This window comes from Klebsiella sp. PK01 (genome assembly GCF_057624675.1).
In genome coordinates this window covers 239,887-259,546 of the sequence record NZ_JBYEZM010000001.1, presented here as the reverse complement: position 1 = coordinate 259,546, position 19,660 = coordinate 239,887, and the positions used below count along the sequence as shown (strand labels likewise).

At 53.4% G+C, this 19,660-nt stretch carries 19 protein-coding genes; 9 read left to right on the top strand and 10 right to left on the bottom strand.

Going from position 1 to position 19,660, the window contains the following annotated elements; translation table 11 throughout:
* Nucleotide 1: 1 nt before the first annotated feature.
* Together ydcS and AC22LX_RS01195 are read right to left on the bottom strand one after the other, a co-directional pair.
* The gene (gene ydcS / locus AC22LX_RS01200) at nucleotides 2–1,147 is read right to left on the bottom strand and encodes a putative ABC transporter substrate-binding protein YdcS (protein ID WP_045394012.1); all 1,146 of its coding nucleotides are present in this window, start codon (nucleotides 1,145–1,147) and stop codon (nucleotides 2–4) included.
* A gap of 318 nt (nucleotides 1,148–1,465) precedes the next feature.
* Nucleotides 1,466–2,878 carry an aminotransferase-like domain-containing protein gene (locus AC22LX_RS01195; RefSeq protein ID WP_045394010.1) on the bottom strand — a complete coding sequence of 471 codons (1,413 nt, stop codon included), beginning with the start codon at nucleotides 2,876–2,878 and terminating at the stop codon, nucleotides 1,466–1,468.
* Between the two features lie 853 nt (nucleotides 2,879–3,731).
* On the opposite strand from AC22LX_RS01195, the gene AC22LX_RS01190 reads away from it, so the two are divergent.
* The 4 genes from AC22LX_RS01190 to AC22LX_RS01175 all read left to right on the top strand — a co-directional run bounded on the left by AC22LX_RS01190 (nucleotide 3,732) and on the right by AC22LX_RS01175 (nucleotide 6,666).
* Nucleotides 3,732–5,129: a cytochrome ubiquinol oxidase subunit I gene (locus tag AC22LX_RS01190; protein WP_045394007.1), complete on the top strand. Its 1,398-nt coding sequence runs from the start codon at nucleotides 3,732–3,734 to the stop codon at nucleotides 5,127–5,129.
* The gene (gene cydB, locus AC22LX_RS01185; RefSeq protein WP_047079084.1) at nucleotides 5,129–6,139 is read left to right on the top strand and encodes a cytochrome d ubiquinol oxidase subunit II; all 1,011 of its coding nucleotides are present in this window, start codon (nucleotides 5,129–5,131) and stop codon (nucleotides 6,137–6,139) included. Before AC22LX_RS01190 ends, cydB begins: the two co-directional genes overlap by 1 nt.
* Nucleotides 6,139–6,264, top strand: a complete 126-nt coding sequence (locus AC22LX_RS01180) for a DUF2474 domain-containing protein (RefSeq protein ID WP_064571560.1) — start codon at nucleotides 6,139–6,141, stop codon at nucleotides 6,262–6,264. The genes cydB and AC22LX_RS01180 overlap by 1 nt, the downstream gene beginning before the upstream one ends.
* 165 nt (nucleotides 6,265–6,429) lie before the next feature.
* On the top strand, nucleotides 6,430–6,666 hold the full coding sequence (locus AC22LX_RS01175) for a DUF2554 family protein (RefSeq protein ID WP_045394002.1): 237 nt from the start codon (nucleotides 6,430–6,432) through the stop codon (nucleotides 6,664–6,666).
* 9 nt (nucleotides 6,667–6,675) lie between these two features.
* Here AC22LX_RS01175 and AC22LX_RS01170 read toward each other — a convergent pair whose 3' ends face one another.
* Nucleotides 6,676–8,637, bottom strand: coding sequence for a peptidase U32 family protein (locus tag AC22LX_RS01170; RefSeq protein ID WP_032708173.1), 1,962 nt, complete (start codon nucleotides 8,635–8,637; stop codon nucleotides 6,676–6,678).
* A 32-nt stretch (nucleotides 8,638–8,669) separates the two neighbouring features.
* Here AC22LX_RS01170 and AC22LX_RS01165 point away from each other — a divergent pair, with 32 nt between their 5' ends.
* Entirely contained in the window at nucleotides 8,670–8,837 is a 168-nt protein-coding gene (locus AC22LX_RS01165; RefSeq protein WP_162838214.1) for a hypothetical protein, read from the top strand.
* Nucleotides 8,838–8,870: 33 nt separating this feature from the next.
* Here the strand turns inward: AC22LX_RS01165 and AC22LX_RS01160 are convergent, their stop codons facing one another.
* Nucleotides 8,871–9,416: a helix-turn-helix domain-containing protein gene (locus tag AC22LX_RS01160; RefSeq protein WP_045394000.1), complete on the bottom strand. Its 546-nt coding sequence runs from the start codon at nucleotides 9,414–9,416 to the stop codon at nucleotides 8,871–8,873.
* 87 nt (nucleotides 9,417–9,503) lie between these two features.
* On the opposite strand from AC22LX_RS01160, the gene AC22LX_RS01155 reads away from it, so the two are divergent.
* Entirely contained in the window at nucleotides 9,504–10,676 is a 1,173-nt protein-coding gene (locus AC22LX_RS01155; protein WP_264673710.1) for a benzoate/H(+) symporter BenE family transporter, read from the top strand.
* Here the strand turns inward: AC22LX_RS01155 and AC22LX_RS01150 are convergent.
* Nucleotides 10,653–11,522, bottom strand: a complete 870-nt coding sequence (locus AC22LX_RS01150) for a helix-turn-helix domain-containing protein (protein WP_047038408.1) — start codon at nucleotides 11,520–11,522, stop codon at nucleotides 10,653–10,655. The two genes, AC22LX_RS01155 and AC22LX_RS01150, sit on opposite strands and share 24 nt — an antisense overlap.
* Before the next feature lie 184 nt (nucleotides 11,523–11,706).
* On the opposite strand from AC22LX_RS01150, the gene AC22LX_RS01145 reads away from it, so the two are divergent.
* On the top strand, nucleotides 11,707–12,603 hold the full coding sequence (locus AC22LX_RS01145; protein WP_047048775.1) for a DMT family transporter: 897 nt from the start codon (nucleotides 11,707–11,709) through the stop codon (nucleotides 12,601–12,603).
* Between the two features lie 45 nt (nucleotides 12,604–12,648).
* Here the strand turns inward: AC22LX_RS01145 and AC22LX_RS01140 are convergent, their stop codons facing one another.
* Complete coding sequence (locus AC22LX_RS01140; protein WP_045393989.1) at nucleotides 12,649–13,317, bottom strand: DUF3313 domain-containing protein; 669 nt, start codon at nucleotides 13,315–13,317, stop codon at nucleotides 12,649–12,651.
* A gap of 135 nt (nucleotides 13,318–13,452) precedes the next feature.
* Entirely contained in the window at nucleotides 13,453–15,045 is a 1,593-nt protein-coding gene (locus AC22LX_RS01135) for an ABC transporter substrate-binding protein (RefSeq protein ID WP_487333680.1), read from the bottom strand.
* A 112-nt stretch (nucleotides 15,046–15,157) separates the two neighbouring features.
* On the opposite strand from AC22LX_RS01135, the gene pepT reads away from it, so the two are divergent.
* Nucleotides 15,158–16,387, top strand: coding sequence for a peptidase T (gene pepT, locus AC22LX_RS01130; RefSeq protein ID WP_487333679.1), 1,230 nt, complete (start codon nucleotides 15,158–15,160; stop codon nucleotides 16,385–16,387).
* On the opposite strand, the gene tehB is transcribed toward pepT, so the two are convergent.
* Together tehB and tehA are read right to left on the bottom strand one after the other, a co-directional pair.
* Nucleotides 16,384–16,980 carry a tellurite resistance methyltransferase TehB gene (gene tehB / locus AC22LX_RS01125; RefSeq protein WP_045393980.1) on the bottom strand — a complete coding sequence of 199 codons (597 nt, stop codon included), beginning with the start codon at nucleotides 16,978–16,980 and terminating at the stop codon, nucleotides 16,384–16,386. The two genes, pepT and tehB, sit on opposite strands and share 4 nt — an antisense overlap.
* 2 nt (nucleotides 16,981–16,982) lie before the next feature.
* Nucleotides 16,983–17,981: a dicarboxylate transporter/tellurite-resistance protein TehA gene (tehA, locus tag AC22LX_RS01120; RefSeq protein WP_487333678.1), complete on the bottom strand. Its 999-nt coding sequence runs from the start codon at nucleotides 17,979–17,981 to the stop codon at nucleotides 16,983–16,985.
* A gap of 111 nt (nucleotides 17,982–18,092) precedes the next feature.
* Between tehA and ydcK the strand changes: the two genes are divergently transcribed.
* Nucleotides 18,093–19,073: a YdcK family protein gene (gene ydcK, locus AC22LX_RS01115; RefSeq protein ID WP_487333677.1), complete on the top strand. Its 981-nt coding sequence runs from the start codon at nucleotides 18,093–18,095 to the stop codon at nucleotides 19,071–19,073.
* A gap of 4 nt (nucleotides 19,074–19,077) precedes the next feature.
* Here the strand turns inward: ydcK and rimL are convergent, their stop codons facing one another.
* Entirely contained in the window at nucleotides 19,078–19,638 is a 561-nt protein-coding gene (gene rimL / locus AC22LX_RS01110; protein WP_045393973.1) for a 50S ribosomal protein L7/L12-serine acetyltransferase, read from the bottom strand.
* Nucleotides 19,639–19,660 lie beyond the last annotated feature (22 nt).

Below are 19,660 nucleotides of genomic sequence, written 5' to 3'. Positions count from 1 at the left end.
CTTAGCGGCCACCCATAATCGCGATATAGTCCTGGGTCCAACGGCTATAAGGAACATACTTTCCGCCTTCGGCAATCGGCGTTTTCCAGAACGCAATCTTGTCGAATTGGTTGTAACCGTTGGTTTCACAGCCTTTGTCTCCCAGTAGCGTACTGGCTTTACAGCCCTGCGGCACCACGGGCAGCGACCCAAACCAGGCGGCGACATCGCCCTGTACTTTCGGCGTCAGCGACCAGTTCATCCACTTATAAGCGCATACCGGATGCTTTGCCTCACTATGCAACATCGTCGTATCGGACCAGCCGGTCACGCCTTCTTTTGGGAAGACGGTAGCGATAGGCTGACCTTCACCTTTCAGACCATTGGCCTGATACGGCCAGGAGCCCGAGGCAACCACGCCTTCGTTTTTAAAGTCGCTCATCTGCACGGTTGCATCGTGCCAGTAACGGTGAACCAGCGGATGCTGATCCTGCAGAACCTTCAACACCGCCTGATACTGCGCTTCGGTGAGTTCATAGGGATCGTTAATTCCTAACTGCGGCTGCGTTGCTTTGACAAATAGCGCCGCATCAGCGATATAAATCGGACCATCATAGGCCTGAACTCGCCCCTGATTGCTTTTTCCGTCCGGTAGATCCTGTTTGACGAAAACCACTTTCCAGCTATCAGGCGGCGTCGGGAAGGTTTTGGTGTTGTACATCAGCAGGTTCGGCCCCCATTGATAGGGCGTGCCGTACACTTTATCGCCGACGTTAAACCACGCGCCTTTGGCAACTCGCGGGTCAAGCGTTTTCCAGTTTGGGATCAGCGCGGTATTAATCGCCTGTACACGCTTGCCCATGATAAGGCGCAACGAGGCGTCGCCGGAGGCGGTCACCAGGTCGTAACCGCCCTTCGCCATCAGGCTGACCATTTCGTCTGAAGTGGCGGCAGTCTTCACATTAACCTGGCAGCCGCTCTCTTTTTCGAATTGGCTTACCCAGTCATAATTCTTATCCGTCTGACCGCGTTCGATATAACCCGGCCAGGCAATAATATCGAGCCGCCCTTCTCCTTTATCCAGCGAAGACGGCGGTTCAGCGGCTTGCGCTGTCAGCACAACCATACTCAGCGCGCACAGGCTACCACGGGCAAATTTTTTGCTCATTTGAACTTACTCCTGTCAGAATAAAAGTAGCGGCAGCCGTGCCGTAAAAATATCTCCCTTAATAAGGGTAGACGGCGGCCTGCGGGGCTCTGGGGAAATTTCCTCAGGTTGTGACCAGGTGCGCATTCCGCAAAAATCGCCACCACGATTCGATAATATGGATTATAGACAAGGAGTTATGGCAGGGGGATGAGTATGCATATTCCCTATGACGACCCGGTGCTGGTGGATATTTTAAACTGATTAATGAATACAAGAATGAAGTGGATAAATTGCCGGAAAAATAAAAACCGGCAATTAAAAAAAGCGATGAATAAGCTAAGACAAAAGTTGACGTATAAGTTCGCCGAGCCGTTTGACTCCCTGCTCTTCTTTTTCTCCCCAGCCCCAGGCGGTATTAAACCGGAAAAATGAGGTCCAGTTAGCGGTGGTAGAAAACATTTTACCCGGCGCAATACTGATGTTATCCCGTAACGCCAGAGCGCTGAGTTCGCCAGCATCGACGCCAGCGGGCAGCTCCAGCCACAGGAAATAACCGCTGTCGCTATGATGAATTTTGACCTCGGCGGGTAAAAAACGCAGTAGCGCTTGCCAGGCCAGCTGTTTCCGCTCGGCAAGCTGTCGCCGCAACCGGCGTAAATGCGCGTCGTAACGTTTGGTCGAGAGATAATCGACCAGCGCCAACTGCATCGGCGAACTGGTAGAAAGCGTACTCATCAGCTGTAACTGCTGAATACGGCGGGCATGCCTGCCAGCGGCAACCCAGCCGATACGAAACCCCGGGACAAGGCATTTTGAAAATGAGCTACAGTGCAGCGTCATCTCATCACGATCCCAGTACTTTGCGGGTAGCGGTTTTTCCCGACCAAAGTACAACTCACTGTAAACGTCATCTTCAATCAACATGACGTTGTAGCGTGTCAATAGCGCCACCAGTTGCGCTTTTTTGTCTGCCGTCAGCGTAAATCCGAGCGGGTTCTGGCTATTGGTCATCAGCCAGCAGGCTTTGACCGGGTAGCTCTGCAATGCCTGTTCCAGCGCCGCTAAATCGATCCCCTCTTTCACATCGCTGGCCACCGATAGCGCCTTAAGTCGCAACCGTTCGAGCGCCTGCAGCGCGCCGTAAAAGCATGGATTTTCGACGACGACCCAATCGCCGGGCTCAGTTACCGCCTGCAGGCTGAGGTTCAACGCCTCCAGCGCACCGGCGGTAATGACTATCTCATCCGGCGATACGTTCATTCCCTGCAACGCATAACGCCGGGCAATCGCATGACGAAGCTCATCATTGCCAGGCGGCAGGTTCTCGATCACGCTCATGGCGGTGGCGGTTTTACTCACTTGAGCCAGCGAACGATTTAGCTGCTGCAAGGGAAACAGACGCGGGTCGGGAAAAGCGGAAGCAAAAGGCAGCATCGACGCCTGGCGGCTCGCCTGCAGGACGTCGAAAATATAGGTGTTGATATCAACCGACTCATTGCGCGTCACTTGCGCGGGAGGCTCAGGCTGGCGCTGCTTCACCGGCTGCGGCGCCACATAATAACCGGATTGTGGACGAGCGATAATCCGTCCCTGGCTTTCCAGTAACTGGTAGGCATGGCTGACGGTCATAAAACTCATTCCGCTGCTGACAACCTGTTCGCGTAAGGAGGGTAGCCGATCGCCGGGTTGCCAAACGCCAAGCGCGATTTGTTCAGTTAACTGTCGCGCAAGCTGCTGATACTTTTTCATTACCGCATCCATTTCATCAACGGGATGCCATATCTTATAACAGATGGTCAAAAATGGCAGGTTTTAAAAACTGATATACCTGACAGATGCCACTGAGCGAGTATCTCATAGCACGGCAAGTGGTGATCTTGCCGCTGAAAGAACATGAAATTGTATTATCAATGATGAATTATTCGCATTTGAGGATAGCAATAAAGTATCAGGCAAGTCCGCAAGTTAGAAAAAATATGAATGATGCGCACGACGTATCGATGCCAACTCTAATCGTTTGAACATAGATACGCTTTATTTCTCATGTTGTGAATCAGCGATTAAATCAGCCCGACCGATAAATTCATCACACATCTAAAAATGAAGTGATTTCATGCCGGGATAATAGTAGCTCAAATAAGCAGATAGACTCCGCCGCCCACGGCAAGCCAAAAAATGCTCATGATCAACAATGAGATAAGTAAACTTCGCAGGCCTTTCTTTGACAAACCCTCTCCCTTTCTTTATCAATTAATATATTAAAAAATAATGGATATAAAATTCACATAATGAATACGGATATTTAAGAGGTAAACTTGACGGCAAAACATAACGCCAGCACAGGCTAGCAGAATAATTAACAAAAAACAGCGCAAGTCATAAGGAAAATCGTAAATAAAAGTGTGAAGTATAACTGATATAAATTCACAATACGAAATTGATTATTTATGATGACATGAAAATTAACTTCACAAATATGAAACATCAAGAGAAAGAATAACAATCCGCAACTGTTATCATAAAAAAGCGCTTTTCTGCGTCTGCTATCACGCCTCTCCCCCCTCTAAAATTGCGCAGAATCAATTTTGTTGTGGAGCCTTGCATGTTCGGTCTTGATGCATTTCATCTGGCGCGGATCCAATTCGCCTTTACCGTCTCATTTCATATCATCTTTCCAGCGATCACCATCGGTCTTGCCAGTTACCTGGCGGTACTTGAGGGATTGTGGTTAAAAACAAAAAATCCTGTCTGGCGCTCTCTGTATCATTTCTGGTCGAAAATCTTTGCCGTCAACTTTGGTATGGGAGTGGTCTCAGGGCTGGTTATGGCCTACCAGTTCGGCACAAACTGGAGCGGTTTTTCTCAGTTCGCCGGCAGCATTACCGGCCCATTGCTAACGTATGAAGTCCTTACCGCGTTCTTCCTGGAGGCCGGTTTCCTTGGCGTGATGTTATTTGGCTGGAACCGTGTCGGCCCCGGCCTGCATTTTTTCGCCACCTGTATGGTGGCGCTGGGCACCATCATTTCCACGTTCTGGATCCTGGCCTCAAATAGCTGGATGCAAACACCGCAAGGTTTTGAAATCGTTAACGGCCAGGTCGTACCCGTAGACTGGTTCGCCGTTATCTTTAACCCTTCTTTCCCTTACCGCTTATTCCATATGTCCGTTGCTGCGTTTCTTAGCAGCGCGTTATTCGTGGGCGCATCCGCCGCATGGCATTTGCTGCGCGGCAACCAAACCCATGCCATCCGCGCCATGTTCTCAATGGCGCTATGGATGACGCTGATTGTCGCCCCCATCCAGGCATTAATCGGCGATATGCATGGGCTTAATACCCTGAAACACCAACCGGCGAAGATTGCCGCCATCGAAGGCCACTGGGAAAATCCGCCCGGCGAACCGACGCCGCTGCTGCTGTTCGGCTGGCCGGACATGCAACAAGAGCGCACCCGCTACGGGTTGGAGATCCCCGCCCTCGGCAGTCTGATTCTTACCCATAGCCTCGATAAGCAGGTACCGGCGCTGAAGGAATTCGCCCCGCAAGATCGCCCTAACTCAACCATTGTCTTCTGGTCATTTCGTCTGATGGCCGGTCTGGGAATGCTGATGATATTGCTTGGCGCCATTGCGCTGTGGCTGCGCTATCGCCAGCGTCTGTATACCTCAAAACCTTTCCTGCGCTTCGCGTTATGGATGGGGCCTTCCGGACTGATTGCGATTCTTGCTGGGTGGGTGACCACCGAAGTTGGCCGCCAGCCATGGGTCGTCTACGGCGTACAGCGCACCTCCGAGGCCGTATCAGCTCACGGCGATCTGCATATGACCATTAGCCTGCTGGCCTTTATTGCCGTCTACAGTTCGGTGTTCGGCGTCGGTTATAGCTACATGCTGCGCCTGATCCGCAAAGGACCGCAGGAGCAGACACCGGCGCCAACAGGTACGCCCGCGCGTCCGCTTTCTGCCGTTATGGATGGTTTTCAGCATAAGGAGTCCCGCTAATGGGTATTGATTTATCGGTTATTTGGTTTGTTATCATCGTGTTCGCCACGCTGATGTACATCGTCATGGACGGTTTCGACTTAGGGATTGGGATTCTGTTTGTTACCGTACGCGGCGATGAAGAGCGCGACGTGATGGTCAACAGCGTCGCCCCGGTATGGGATGGCAATGAAACCTGGCTGGTGCTTGGCGGCGCAGGTCTTTTCGGTGCCTTCCCGTTGGCCTATGCGGTGATTATCGACGCGCTGTCGGTACCCTTAACCCTGATGCTGATCGGCCTTATTTTTCGCGGCGTGGCCTTCGAGTTTCGCTTCAAAGCTACCCCTACGCACCGTCCTTTCTGGGATAAAGCTTTTCTTGGCGGATCGCTACTGGCGACATTCACCCAGGGCATGGTCGTTGGCGCGGTCATTCATGGTTTTCCGGTCAGCGGTCGCAGCTTTAGCGGCGGAATGTGGGATTGGTTCACGCCATTTACCCTTTTCTGCGGCCTCGGCCTCACCGTTGCTTACGCGTTGTTGGGCGCCAGTTGGTTGGTGATGAAAAGCGAGAATCCGTTGCAGAATACCATGCGCAGAATTTCACGCTTTCTTCTGCTGGCCTTACTGGTGGCGATAGCCGCGATTAGTCTGTGGACGCCGCTCTCTCTGCCGGCGATCGCCGAGCGCTGGTTTAGCCTGCCGAATCTGTTTTACCTGCTGCCGGTGCCGCTCCTGGTTATCGCCATCAGCGCCTGGTTATGGCGCACGCTTGGGAAACGCGACGCTCACGTCCTGCCGTTCATATTGACGCTGGGATTAGTCTTTCTTGGCTTTAGCGGGCTTGGGATCAGCATTTGGCCGAATATTATCCCGCCGGGGATCACGTTGTGGCAGGCCGCGGCGCCGCCGCAAAGCCAGGGCTTTATGCTGGTTGGCGCGCTACTGATTATTCCCGTCATTCTTGGTTATACCTTCTGGAGCTACTACGTATTCCGCGGCAAAGTTCAACCTGGCGAGGGATATCACTGATGGAGAGATCATGGATAAAACGTTTGCTATGGCTGGTGGCCATATGGGGGGCTAGCGTGCTGGCGCTGGGCGCCGTCAGCATGATTTTCCGCCTGCTGATGAACGCCGCCGGGCTTCGCGCCTGATAAAAGAAACTATTTCTTAGCCCGGCGCTTGACGCGTCAGGCTTTTTTTTCATCATTCTTCAGCCGCGCCTGACAAAGCCTTGCGCTTCTTTGATAACCATGCAAAAAAGCCGATATTAAATCAACCATATTACTCATGCGTTATCTATTGATATGGAAAATGATATGTGGCGAAAATTTTTGACAGCGGTTGTGTTGATGTGCGGGTTATTGTCCGGCCATGTGTTAGCCCAGCGTCAGGGGCATGAATATTTCCCGGTGCAAAGCCTCGAACAGCAGTTACTGCACGAGGCTGATTGCGATGAGCTACGCAGCCAGGCTGAGGAGACCGCCAGCTCGCTGCGCGAGCATCATCACCGGCAGTATGCGCGCAAAGCAAAGGCGCATAACGGCCCGCTGTGAGAACGGCCCTTACGCGCCTTTACGCTTGGGCAACGTTTTCATCAGCTCGTCCGGGCTAACGGAGGCGACGATGCTGCCCGGATGCGGCATCTTGAGGATATGATTTTTGATTTTACCCACCACGTGCATTTCGCACGGGCGACAATCAAATTTCAGCGTCAGGACTTCATCACCGTGGATTAGCTGCATCGGCGTCGCCTTCCAGCTTTTAATCGAGCCTTTAGCCTGCTTCGGACATAGGTTGAAGGCAAAACGCAGGCAGTGCTTGGTGATCATCACCGGTACGTCGCCCTTCTCTTCATGAGCTTCATACGCCGCATCAATCAGCTGTACGCCGTAACGCTGATAAAAAGCGCGCGCTTTGTGGTTATAAACGTTCGCCAGGAACGACAAATGCGTTTCCGGATACACAGGCGGAGGTACGGAGACCGGTTTACGCGTACCGCGCTGCCAGGCATCGAGGCGCGCCTGATCGAGCATCTCTGCCGTTTCGCGGCGAAGTTGGTTGAGCATACTGTTCGGTACAAACAGCGCCGGCAGATTAATCTGCACATCACGCGGGTAGTAAATAGTCTGCCCGAGCTTCGCCACGCCATCACGCAGATTAGCCAGCGCTTTTTCCGCCTGTGTCGCTTCGGCAAATTCGCCATCCAGCGTATGCGTGACGCTGACGCCGTCTTCACAGGTCATGGTCAGCACCAATTGTTCCTGCCAGCCGCTCAGCGCGATATCAACCGCAATGCGACGCTCGCTGGAAGTTTTCAGTAGCGCCTGCTGCCAGTTATGGTCGAGGTTACGATTAAGCGCCTCATGCGGACGTACTTTATGCAGGTCTGCTGGCATCTCGTTTGGCCAGACGCGATAACGATTTTCCCCCGTTTTCTGCACCGTATTGGCGCGGAAGCCGACAACTTCACGTTTGATCATGACATTCAGACCGTCGCCGTTAGTCAACGCGTCGGTCACTTCGACATCGAGATAATCTTTTCCGACTTTTAATACTTCGCCTACCGGCAGACCGATAAATTTCGGCGAATCAAAGGCGCCGATATCGCCCTTACGCGCGTTAACAAAATAGTCGGTGCTGCCGCGATGGAACGTTTTATCGGTAGACGGTACGAAAAAGTGCTCGGTGCGCCCGGCGGAAGAACGCGCGAGATCGCCGCGGTCTTCAATAATACGATCCAGCATCTGACGATAGTGAGCGGTGATATTTTTCACATAACTCATATCTTTATAGCGCCCTTCAATCTTAAAGGAGCGCACGCCGGCGTCGATCAATGCCGCCAGGTTGGCAGTTTGATCGTTATCTTTCATCGACAATAAATGTTTTTCGTAAGCCACGACGCGCCCCTGATCGTCTTTCAGGGTGTAAGGCAGGCGGCAAGCCTGAGAGCAGTCGCCCCGGTTGGCGCTACGTCCGGTTTGCGCGTGAGAAATATAGCACTGGCCGGAATAGGCAACGCACAGGGCGCCGTGAATAAAGAACTCGATAGTCGCGTCGGTATTGTCGTAGATCGCTTTAATTTGATCGAGGTTGAGTTCGCGAGCCAGAACAATCTGGCTGAAGCCTGCATCAGAGAGAAACTTCGCCTTCTCGACGCTGCGAATATCGCACTGGGTGCTCGCATGCAGCTCGATTGGCGGCAGATCCAGCTCCATTATCCCCATATCCTGCACGATCAGCGCATCGACGCCGGTCTCGTACAGATCGGTAATCAGACGTTGCGCGGGTTCCAGTTCATCATCATGAAGAATGGTATTCAGCGTCACAAACACCTTAGCGCCAAAGCGATGCGCAAACGGCACCAGGTTGGCGATATCGCTCAGGCTATTACTGGCATTATGCCGCGCGCCGAAGCCCGGCCCGCCGATATAGACCGCATCGGCGCCGTGTAAAATCGCTTCACGGGCGATCCCGGCATCGCGGGCGGGACTAAGAAGTTCAAGATGATGGTTTTGCAGGCGCATACGCTCGTCGTTATCCGTTATAGGGGGTCGAAATGGCGGCTATTGTAGTCAGAACTGAGCGCAGACGAAAACATTTTCCGCCGCGCCCGCACAGCGAATTTGCAGAAATCGGCAAAGCATTGAAGAAAAAGCTATTTCTCATGAAAACCCGGCAAGGTTACAGTGGCTGCGTATTCCGGATTTTCCTCGTCACGTTGTGAATTTTAGTCTCAGTCATCTTGATTGGCCGCGGATTAGTCCGCGGCTTTTTCTTTTGGATAATGAATCAGCGAATGAAAGTGCACCGTCTGCGCGCCGCTATTGCGGTAAGCGTGCGTCAGGTCGCCGGCAAAGCGCCGCCCTTCTCCCGCCTGCAATGAATGCCACTGCCCCTGCAGACATAAATCCAGCGTACCGCTAATGACCACCACATGTTCAATGACGCCGGTCTCATGCGGCGTCGATTCGCTCAGCGCGCCGGGGGCGAGGGTAATCGAAAAATGGTCAAAACGCAGTTCGGGATCCCATGGGAAGATGGGCGTCACCACCATCGCCTGCTGCTGCGGGTCGAAGGCGGCGGGCGCTGCGGACTCATCAGCGACAATAAAAGTCGAAAACGCCACATTGAGGCCGGTGGCTATCTTCCACAATGTCGCAACCGTTGGGCTCGATTCATTACGTTCGATTTGCCCGAGCATCGCCTTTGATACTCCGGTTTCTTCCGCCAGCCGCGACAAACTCCAGCCGCGCTGCTGACGCAGGCTTTTCAGCGTCAATGCCAGATGTTGGGCAATATTCATTGGTGCTCCTCGTCATTTTCTTGATATTACCAGTTGTACGCTATAACGCACAATGCTACCTTCGTCGTATGTTATAACGCACAAGAGGTGTTCATGCGCTCCTTTACCCTTCCCATCCCCACGCTGCTCGCGGGATTTGTCGCCGTGCTGGTAGGCTACGCCAGCTCCGCCGCCATCATTTGGCAAGCGGCCGCCGCCGCTGGCGCCGACGCCGGGCAAATAGCCGGTTGGATGACCGCCCTTGGCCTGGCGATGGGCGTCAGCACGCTGGTATTAACGTTATGGCGGAAAGTTCCCATCCTCACCGCATGGTCAACCCCAGGCGCGGCTTTACTGGTCAGTGGATTACAGGGAGCGACGCTGGCACAGGCGGTGGGAATATTTGTTTTCGCCAACGCGCTAATCCTGCTATGTGGCGTGACGGGACTGTTTGCCCGCCTCATGAAAATCATTCCGCATTCGCTGGCGGCGGCAATGCTGGCGGGGATCCTGCTACGCTTTGGTCTGCAGGCATTTGGCAGTTTGCAGGATAATCTCCTGCTATGCGGCGGGATGTTCGCCGCCTGGCTGTTATGCAAAGCGCTTTATCCACGTTTTGCGGTGGTCGCGGCATTAGCGGCAGGTGGGGTCATCGCCCTGCTAACCGGCGCGCTGTCACCAGTGGCAAACGATATGGTTTTTGTTGCTCCGCAGTGGATTACCCCGCAGTTCACTCCTTCGCTGTTACTCAGCGTCGGTGTACCGTTTTTTCTTGTCACCATGGCTTCGCAGAATGCGCCGGGGCTGGCGACTATTCAGGCATCAGGCTATCGGGTTCCGGTCTCGCCGCTAATCGTATTTACCGGCGCGCTGGCGCTGCTATTTTCACCATTTGGCGTCTATTCCGTATGCATCGCCGCCATTACCGCCGCGATCTGTCAAAGTCCGGATGCGCATCCGGATGCGGATAAGCGCTGGCTCGCCGCAGCGGCGGCCGGTTTTTTTTATCTGTTAGCGGGTCTATTTGGCGGTTCGATAACCGCGCTAATGGCGGCGCTGCCGCCGGTGTGGATCCAGATGCTGGCGGGGCTGGCATTGTTGGGAACCATTAGCGGCAGTCTCTATCAGGCGCTGGGGCATGAGAGCGAACGCGATGCCGCAGTCGTAACATTTTTGGTCACCGCCAGCGGCGTTACCCTTGCAGGAGTCGGCTCGGCCTTTTGGGGGCTGGTCCTCGGCGGTATCAGCTATGCGCTGTTAACCGCGCTGCGCCGCGCGTAGCTGGCTTGGCGTAAGCCCCGTGGCGCTTTTTACCCGATGACTAAAATGGCTGGCGGAGCTAAAGCCACAGGCTAACGCTATCTCGGTCAACGGCTGCTGAGTATGGCAAATCAGATGTTGCGCCTTGAGCATCCGCCGCTGCATCACATACTGGTGCGGCGCCATATTCATTGACTGGCGGAACATCCGTGCAAAATGGTATTCGCTAAGCGACGCCTGGGCGGCCAGATCGGCGAGCGTTAGCGGCTGCTCGAGATGCTCCTCAATCCACGCCAACAGATTACGCAACAGATGCGGCGCCAGGCCGCCGGTAACGGTCGGCAACCGCCACTGGACGTTCGAATAGTTTTGAATCAGATGCGTCAACAGCAGCGTACTGGCCGAGCTTAACAGCAGTTGATTAGCCTGCTGGCGCCAGTCGTTGTCGAGCAGAAACTGACGATAGACCGCGGTAATTTTGTCATCGCTGGCAAAGGTCTTTTCCTGCAAGGTGAAAGAAGCAGGACTGCGATCCCAAATTTGCTCGCCGACACGGCGCAGGTGTTCATCGGTGCAATAGAGATGAACGAACGAAAGATCGCCGCGAATATCCCAGGTGCTTTCATCGCCCTTTGGCATCAGACAAAAACGATCCGGCCCGCCGCCGTTCTTCCAGCCGTAGGGCGTTTTTTGGTAGCTTTCGTAACCATCGGCGACATACAGGCTCAACGTGTGGTGGTCGCTGCGCACCGTGATTCGATCGAGGTCGTTGTACCACGCGGCAAGCTGGATCCCGGAATTGAGTTCTACGGTCCCCCGCAGCACCGCATTTTGTTGTTGTAATGTTTCGAACGTCCCGTATGCCATAGCCTTCACATCGTTTTTAATCCGCAGACCTCTAGTCTATAAATTGTCCTCTCCGCTTACCAGCATTGACCATGAGCTTGTGAAAAATAAGCGCAAGATTTTGCAAGTCGGCAACAAAAAGGTGACAGCGCTTTGCCCGGAAAAACCGCACACTCACGCCAGGCATATTAACAGGAGAGACATTTTGAACGCATTACTCTACGGGCTGGTGGTGGTTATCTGGGGTACCACATGGATTGCTATCTTTTTACAACAGGGGCCCGTTGCCGCGCCGGTGTCAATTTTCTGGCGTTTTGCCGTCGCCAGCGTCACCATGCTGACAATTTTGCTGATTACCCGGCGTCTGCGCCCGCTGGCAATGCGCGATCATCTGTTTTGCATGCTGCAAGGCTGCTGCGTCTTTTGCTTTAACTTCTGGTGTTTTTATACCGCCGCGGCGCATATCAATACCGGCCTTGAGTCGGTGATCTTTTCGATGGCGGTATTATTTAACGCGATCAACAGCTTTATTTTCTTCCGCCAGCAGCCGCCGGGGCGCTTTTGGCTGGCGGCGGCGCTGGGGCTCGCCGGAATCGTCACCCTCTTCTGGGACGATCTCCTCGCCAATGGTCTGAACGCGTCGCTACTGTGGGGAATCGGCCTGAGCGCCCTGGGAACGTACGGTTTTTCATTGGGCAATATGCTGAGTATTCGCCACCAGCGCCGCGGGCTTGAGACATTGACCACCAATAGCTGGGCCATGTTTTACGGCACGCTGGTGATGGGCGCGATCGCGCTGCTGCGCGGCGATAACTTTATGCCACAGTGGACCTGGAGTTATATGGGCGCCCTGCTGTATCTGGCGTTGTTCGGTTCGGTGATCGCGTTCGGCGCTTATTTCACCCTGGTAGGACGTATCGGCGCCAGTAAAGCGGCCTATAGCACGCTGCTTTTCCCGTTGGTGGCATTAACTATCTCCACCTTCTATGAAGGTTACATCTGGCATAGCAACGCGGTGATAGGTCTTGCGTTAATACTGGTAGGAAATCTGGTGATGTTCGCCCGCCCCGAGCAGCTATTTATGCGCCGCCGGCTGGCCTGATAATAAGCCCGTCAGGCATCGCGCCAGACGGGCTTAACGCATCAATTACTTCTGCGACGGGTCGAATTTCACCGCGTCGATCGCCATGTCATCAATCACCTGCTTCAACGTATCAGCGGTTAGCGGCGTGCTCTCATTAGACAGCGTTTTACCTTCGCCCTTACGCACAACCTTAATAACCGGCTTATTAGTCTTCGCGTCGATCAGTTCGCCTTCGAAGTAGAGATTCGTGTCCATCGTGCGATGGCCGGTTGCCGCCTGGGTACCCGCGACAATCATCGCTACCGGGATCACTTCATAGAACTGCAGCCCTTCTTTACTGGTATCAACACCGGTGATGGCGCCGCGGAAAATCAGGCTGCGAGGGCCAGCCGTGGTCGCCAACGGTTTACGTTCGCTGATGGCCTGTTTCATCTGCTTGTTGGTGTAATTGAGGATGTCCTGCAGCGCTTTCTCCCCTACCTGAGTCGTTGGTTTCGGCACCGGGTAGTAGGTGATTGGACGATAAACAACATTGTCATAGTTGTTCGGATTGTAGTCCGGGGAGATCCAGCGCAGCTCTGGTTTGCCGGAAGCCGAGGTAGTCTCTTTTAACTTAGAGTAATCTTTTAAGAACCCGGAATACTGATCCGGTTGCGCCAGTTTAGATGCACAACCGGTTAATGCCAGTAGCCCGGCCAGAGCGGCTACTTTAAATAACATTTTTGTACGCATGGATGATCCCTGTAAATGCAGTTTGTCGGCAAGATTTATAACAAATTCCCACGCTAAGTTTTGTGACAAAAAAGGTGGTCCGTCAACTCCTTGCAAAAAATAAATCCGCCAACGCGGCGGATTTATTTACGATGTTTATTTTACGTCCACTTGATAAAAAATATGTTTACCAAAAGGGTCGATTTCATACCCGATCACCGATTTATTAACCGGCTCAAAAATAGTTGAGTGCGCAATCATCACGGCCGGCATTTGATCGTGCATCATCTGCTGCGCCTGTTTATACAAGGCTTCTCGTTGCGGCCTGTCGGTGATGGTTTTGGCTTCGGCGATAATTTTATCAAACGGCGCGTAGCACCATTTCGCCGAATTAGAACCGCCGTTGGCCGACTGACAGGTAAATAATGGGCCAAAGAAGTTATCCGGGTCGCCGGTCGCGGTAGTCCAGCCCATCAACGCCGCCTGATGCTCGCCGTCTTTCACCCGCTTAAGGTATTCGCCCCATTCATAGGTGGTGATTTTGGTCTGCACGCCGATTTTAGCCCAATCGGCCTGGATCATTTCCGCCATTCGTTTCGCATTTGGGTTATAAGGACGCTGAACCGGCATCGCCCACAGGTCGATGGTAATGGGGCTCTTCACGCCGGATTCACGCAGCAGCGCTTTGGCTTTTTCCAGGTCCCAGCTGTAGTCCTGCAGGTCGGCATCGGCACTCCAGACGCCAGGCGGCAGCAGGTTTTTCGCTACTGTCCCGGTACCGTGGAACACCGCGTCGATAATTGCCGGTTTATTGATCGCCATGGCCAACGCCTGGCGCACCTTAACGTTATCCAGCGGCGCTTTCTGGGTGTTGAAGGCGAGGAAACCGGTATTAAGCCCGGCTTTGCTCATCAGATTGATCTGCGGATTATCTTTCATCCGCGGTAAATCGGCGGGATTAGGGAAAGGCATGACCTGACACTCATTTTTCTCGAGCTTAGCGTAACGCACTGAGGCATCAGGCGTGATACTGAATATTAAACGATCGATTTTCGCTTTTCCCTGCCAGTAATCAGGAAATGCGGTAAACAAAATCCGCGAATCTTTTTGATATTGCGCCAGCTTAAACGGCCCGGTGCCGATGGGATCCATATCAACACGCTGCGGGGTACCGGCTTTCAGCATCGCATCAGCATATTCCGCAGAGAGGATTGAAGCAAAATACCAACCGAGGTCAGCGACAAAAGGCGCCTCGGGGTGCGCGAGGGTAAAACGCACCGTATATTCATCTGGTTTATCAATTGCGGTAATTAACGAACCAAACTCGAGGCTTTCGAAATTGGAGTAGTTGCCATTAGAGACATTATGATAAGGGTTATTCGGATCCTTTTGCCGCATAAAGGAAAAAATAACGTCATCGGCATTAAAATCACGGGTCGGTTTAAAATACTTATTACTTTGGAATTTAACGCCCTTGCGTAAGTGGAAAGTATAAACTTTGCCATCGTCGCTCACCTCCCAGCTTTCCGCCAGGCTGGGCTGCAATTCCGTGGTGCCAACTTTAAAGTCCACCAGCCGGTTATATATCGGTACCGCGCTGGCATCGACGCTGGTCCCGGAAGTATAAAGCTGCGGATTAAAGTTTTCCGGCGAGCCTTCAGAGCAATAAACCAGTGTTTTCGCATTCACAGCGGAACTCACCGCTAATGCCGCTATCGTCAGAGCTATTGAAGTAGATGTGCGTTGCATGCGTTTCCCTTTTCATTTTTTGACTAATGAATAGCTTTTTGTTTTATTGCCCATAGATAACACTAAAGCCAGATTGCAAACACCCGAAATAATAAATTAAGAAGGAATCACTATGGCCTCGCCCTTAACCAGACAATTAACCCAGCGCTTCTTTCGCTATCTGGCTATCACCAGCCAAAGCGATCCACGAGCAACCACGTTACCCACGACGCCCGGACAACATCAGATGGCGCAGGCGTTAGCCGACGAGCTACGTCAGTTTGGCCTTGACGATATCGTTGTCGACGAGCATGCGACCGTCACGGCGGTAAAAAAAGGCACCGTCCCCGGGGCGCCGCGGATCGGCTTTATCACGCACATTGATACCGTTGATGTCGGGCTGTCGCCGGATATTCATCCGCAAATTCTGCGATTTACTGGTGAAGATCTCTGTCTTAATTCGGAACAGCAAATCTGGCTGCGGGTTGACGAGCATCCGGAAATCCTGGCCTATCGTGATGAAGAGATTATTTTCAGCGACGGCACCAGCGTACTGGGCGCCGATAACAAAGCGGCGGTGACCGTTGTCATGACGCTGCTGGAAAACCTGACCGCCGAACATAAGCATGGCGGTATCGTCGTGGCGTTCGTCCCGGACGAAGAAGTGGGTCTTCGCGGGGCAAAAGCGCTGGATCTCTCGCGTTTCGCCGTCGATTTTGCCTGGACCATCGACTGCTGCGAACTGGGCGAGCTCGTTTATGAAAACTTCAACGCCGCCTCTGCGGAGATACGGTTTACCGGCGTCACGGCGCACCCGATGTCCGCCAAAGGCGTATTAGTTAACCCGGTGTTAATGGCAACCGACTTTATGAGCCATTTCGACCGCCAGCAGACGCCGGAACATACCGCCGGGCGCGAAGGCTACGTGTGGTTTAACGGTATTCATGGCGACCAGAACAGCACACGGTTGCAGGCCAACATTCGCGATTTCGATCTGGACAGCTTTAACCGCCGCAAACAACAGATTGGCGAAGTGGCGGAGAAAATCGCCGCCCAGTACCCCACTGCCAGAGTTGAATTCACGATAAGCGATACTTACAGCAATATCAGCAACGCCATTGGAGAAGACCGCCGGGCTATTGACCTGATGTTCACCGCGATGGAAAGCCTCGGTATAACGCCAAAACCCACGCCGATGCGCGGCGGTACCGACGGCGCAGCGCTATCGGCAAAGGGTCTGCTGACGCCGAACTTCTTCACCGGCGCGCATAATTTCCATTCGAAATTCGAATTTTTGCCGCTGCGCGCCTTTGAGGCCTCCTATCTAACCGCCCTGCAGCTGTGCCTTCTGGCGGCGGTTTAAGCCGGTTTACGCGCCAGCATCGTGGCGAAGCGTAGCTTGATGCGGTTGCCGCTGGCGTCGGTGCGGTGCAGTTCGCCGACGTCTTCGTTGTACTTGAGGAACTGCCAGCCAGCATAATAGTCACGCAGTTCTTCAGGTTTGAAGGCGAACGGGAAGCCCACGGTACAGGGGTAATCTTCGGTATCCATGGCGGCAACAATCAGGTTATAGCCGCCAGACTTAGTGCAGCGCTGCATGTTGGCGATAAGACCAGGGATGGTTTTGGCTTCCAGGAACATCATCACCACGGTAGAAAGAATAAAATCATACTCGCCATCAAAGCTCAGCGTATTCAGGTTCTTAATCGCCGTCTGCAGGTTCTCCAGCCCTTCAGCCTGACGAATGTTCTCCAGATTATCGATACTCATGGGATTTTTATCCCACGCCGTGACGTTGTAACCTTTCGCTGCCAGATACAGGCTGTTTCGTCCATTGCCACAACCAAGGTCGAGCGTCTGTCCCGGCTGCATCAGCGAGGCGGCATACACTACTTCTGAGTGGGTGCGCGTCAGGCCATATTTTTCAGTAAAGTAGTTTTCGTCACGAGTCGTCATGATTAATCCTTGTTTGGCAATAAAGTGGCACGGTCTACGCGAATGAACAGTTTACCTCGCACCAGCAGCAGAAAGGTACGCAGCAGCAGCAGGCCGATAATCAGGTTGCTAAAAATAAATAAGGGGATCGCCAGCGTATGGAAAAAACCTTGCTGCTCACCGTGCCCCAAATGCAGGCCGGTGGTCGCCAGTGCGGAAATCCCGAACGAGAAGCTCCAGAATGAAGCATTAAACGGCTGCTGCAGATACCACGGCATCAGGCGCAGCATAAACAGCAATTGCAGCAGACCGTAACCAAACAGCATTTTGGCAAACGTATCGGCTTCACCGCCGTTGACGCTGAGCCACGCGCTACAGGCCACCAGCGCCGGCGCCAGTTGGATGCCCAACGATGTCCGCAACGCCGCCGGTAGCTCGCCGTTGCTGCGCAGCCGCTGCAGGATAACCGGCTCCAGGCTGAGCCAGGAAAAGACGCCAGCGCCGAGAAACGCCAGTCCGGCATCATTAAACCCCAGCGCACCGCAGGCCATGGCGCTGATAAAATTGTTGGCGACGGTCGGCAGATATAAACCGGGCGTCGTTGCCTCTTGCGGATGTTTACCCCGCCACAGCCCCGCGCTCTGCCAGGCCGCATAGCAAAGCTGCAGCGTAACGCCCGCAGCAAATAACGCCAGCGATAACGGTCGGTACCAGGGGACAAATCCGATTGCCACCAACAGCGTTGTCGCCGGGAGCAAACTGACAAAACTGCTGGCCACCGGATGACGCATCTCCTGCAGCACGCTCCACGGGAAACGAATCGCCCGTGCAATAAACGCTAACATCAATAGCGCCCAGATCCCCGTCGCCAGCACCACCAGCGCATCGCCAATAAGCATGCTCACCGGCCAGAGAGTGCTGGCATAGCGCCAGGCGAACCCCATGCCGATAATTCCCAGCACCATACCAAAATAGCCAGCCGGTAGATTCAGCACCTGGCCGCTCGCTGCGTTTTTATTCATTTTAATTAAACTTTCAATTTAATTTGAAGTTGCATTTTAAAGGAACCTTATAAAACGCGCTACGGAGATTTTTGCTATGTTTGTGTTAACCAACGGTAAAGAGAAATACTGATGAAGAAATATCGTCTGAGCGACCACGTCCGCCTGTATCAGTTTGAAGAAGACGGGATTAAACATAGCGTAACTCTGCGGCAAATCGTGGCGCTGATTGATTTCTCAGACGTTAAGGCGGGTAGCGAAGGCGGCTGGCTCGATGATGAAGCCGCGTTAAGCCAGGGCGGCGACTGCTGGATATATGATGCCAACAGCGTCGTCTTCGCTGGCGCGCGCGTTGACGACAACGCCCGCCTGACCGGCACCTGTGTAATAAGCCACGGGGCGACAATTAGCGATAACGCCTGGCTTGATAACGTTCAGGCAAGTCACGGCGCCAGAATAAGTGACAACGTCACAATAAGACATTCACAAATTCGCGGCGTCTGTCGAATCGCCGACCAGGCGCGTATTCTCCCCCACTGTCTGGTGATTGCCGCTCAGGGACTCACCTCTGATACCGATAAAGTGCTGCAAATTTATCAGCGCGCTACGGTTAGCGCCTCACGGATTGTTCACCAGGCGCAAATTTACGGCGATGCCGTGGTTGAGCACGCTTTTGTTGAACACCGTGCCGAAGTGTTCGATAACGCGCGTATTGAAGGTAATGAAGATAACGACGTATGGATATGTGACAACGCCCGGGTCTACGATTGCGCGCGGCTGGTCGCCGGGCGCGGCGAGGATCAGATCCCAACCCTGCGCTACAGTTCCCAGGTGGGCGAAAACGCCGTGGTCGAAGGCAACTGCTTGTTAAAACATCGTGTGATGGTCGGCGGGCACGCCCATCTTCTCGGCGGCCCCATTCTGCTGGATGACGAGGTCCTTATCGAAGGGCACGCGACGATTCGAGGCGATGTGATTATCGAACATCAGGTAGAAATCTGCGGTAACGCCTGTATCGAAGCGCTGGAGGGTGACAGAATTCATCTTCGCGGGCGCAAAATCGTCAGCGGCGACGAGCATATCACCCGCACACCGCTGCTGGGTTCGCTATAGCCGATTATTGCGGGTCGATAATCCGCGCGTAGATATTCTGATCGTCATACGCGCCATTTAAAAACTCGGCCTGCTTCAGACAACCTTCCAGTTCGAAACCATTACGCAGCGCCACCTGATTACTGCGCTGGTTGGCGACCCGGCATTTAATCACGAAACGGCGCACGACGCCCGTTTGCGCATAATGATGGATAAATGCCTGTAACGCCTGCGACAACAGTCCCTGCCCCTGATGGCTTTGATCGATCCAGTAACCGATATAGGCCGTCTTATTCAATGGTTCTATCTGGTTAAATGACAGAACGCCGATCATCTGCCCCTGTAAAAACAGCAGGAACATTTTTGCATAACCGCGCTGGTGCAGCATCACGTTTCCCTGCACGTGGCGCCGGGTTTCATCTTCACTCAGCACCTCCGCAGGCCAGCTTAACGTATGCTGCAGCCAATTACGGTTTTTGAGCACCAGTTGATGTAGCTCACTGACGTAACGTTCGTCAACCGCACGCAGCTCCAGCTGTTCGTTGACCGGGATAGTTTCGATGGTGGGGCTGTTTTCGCCAGTCATGACAATATCTCACTGATAAACA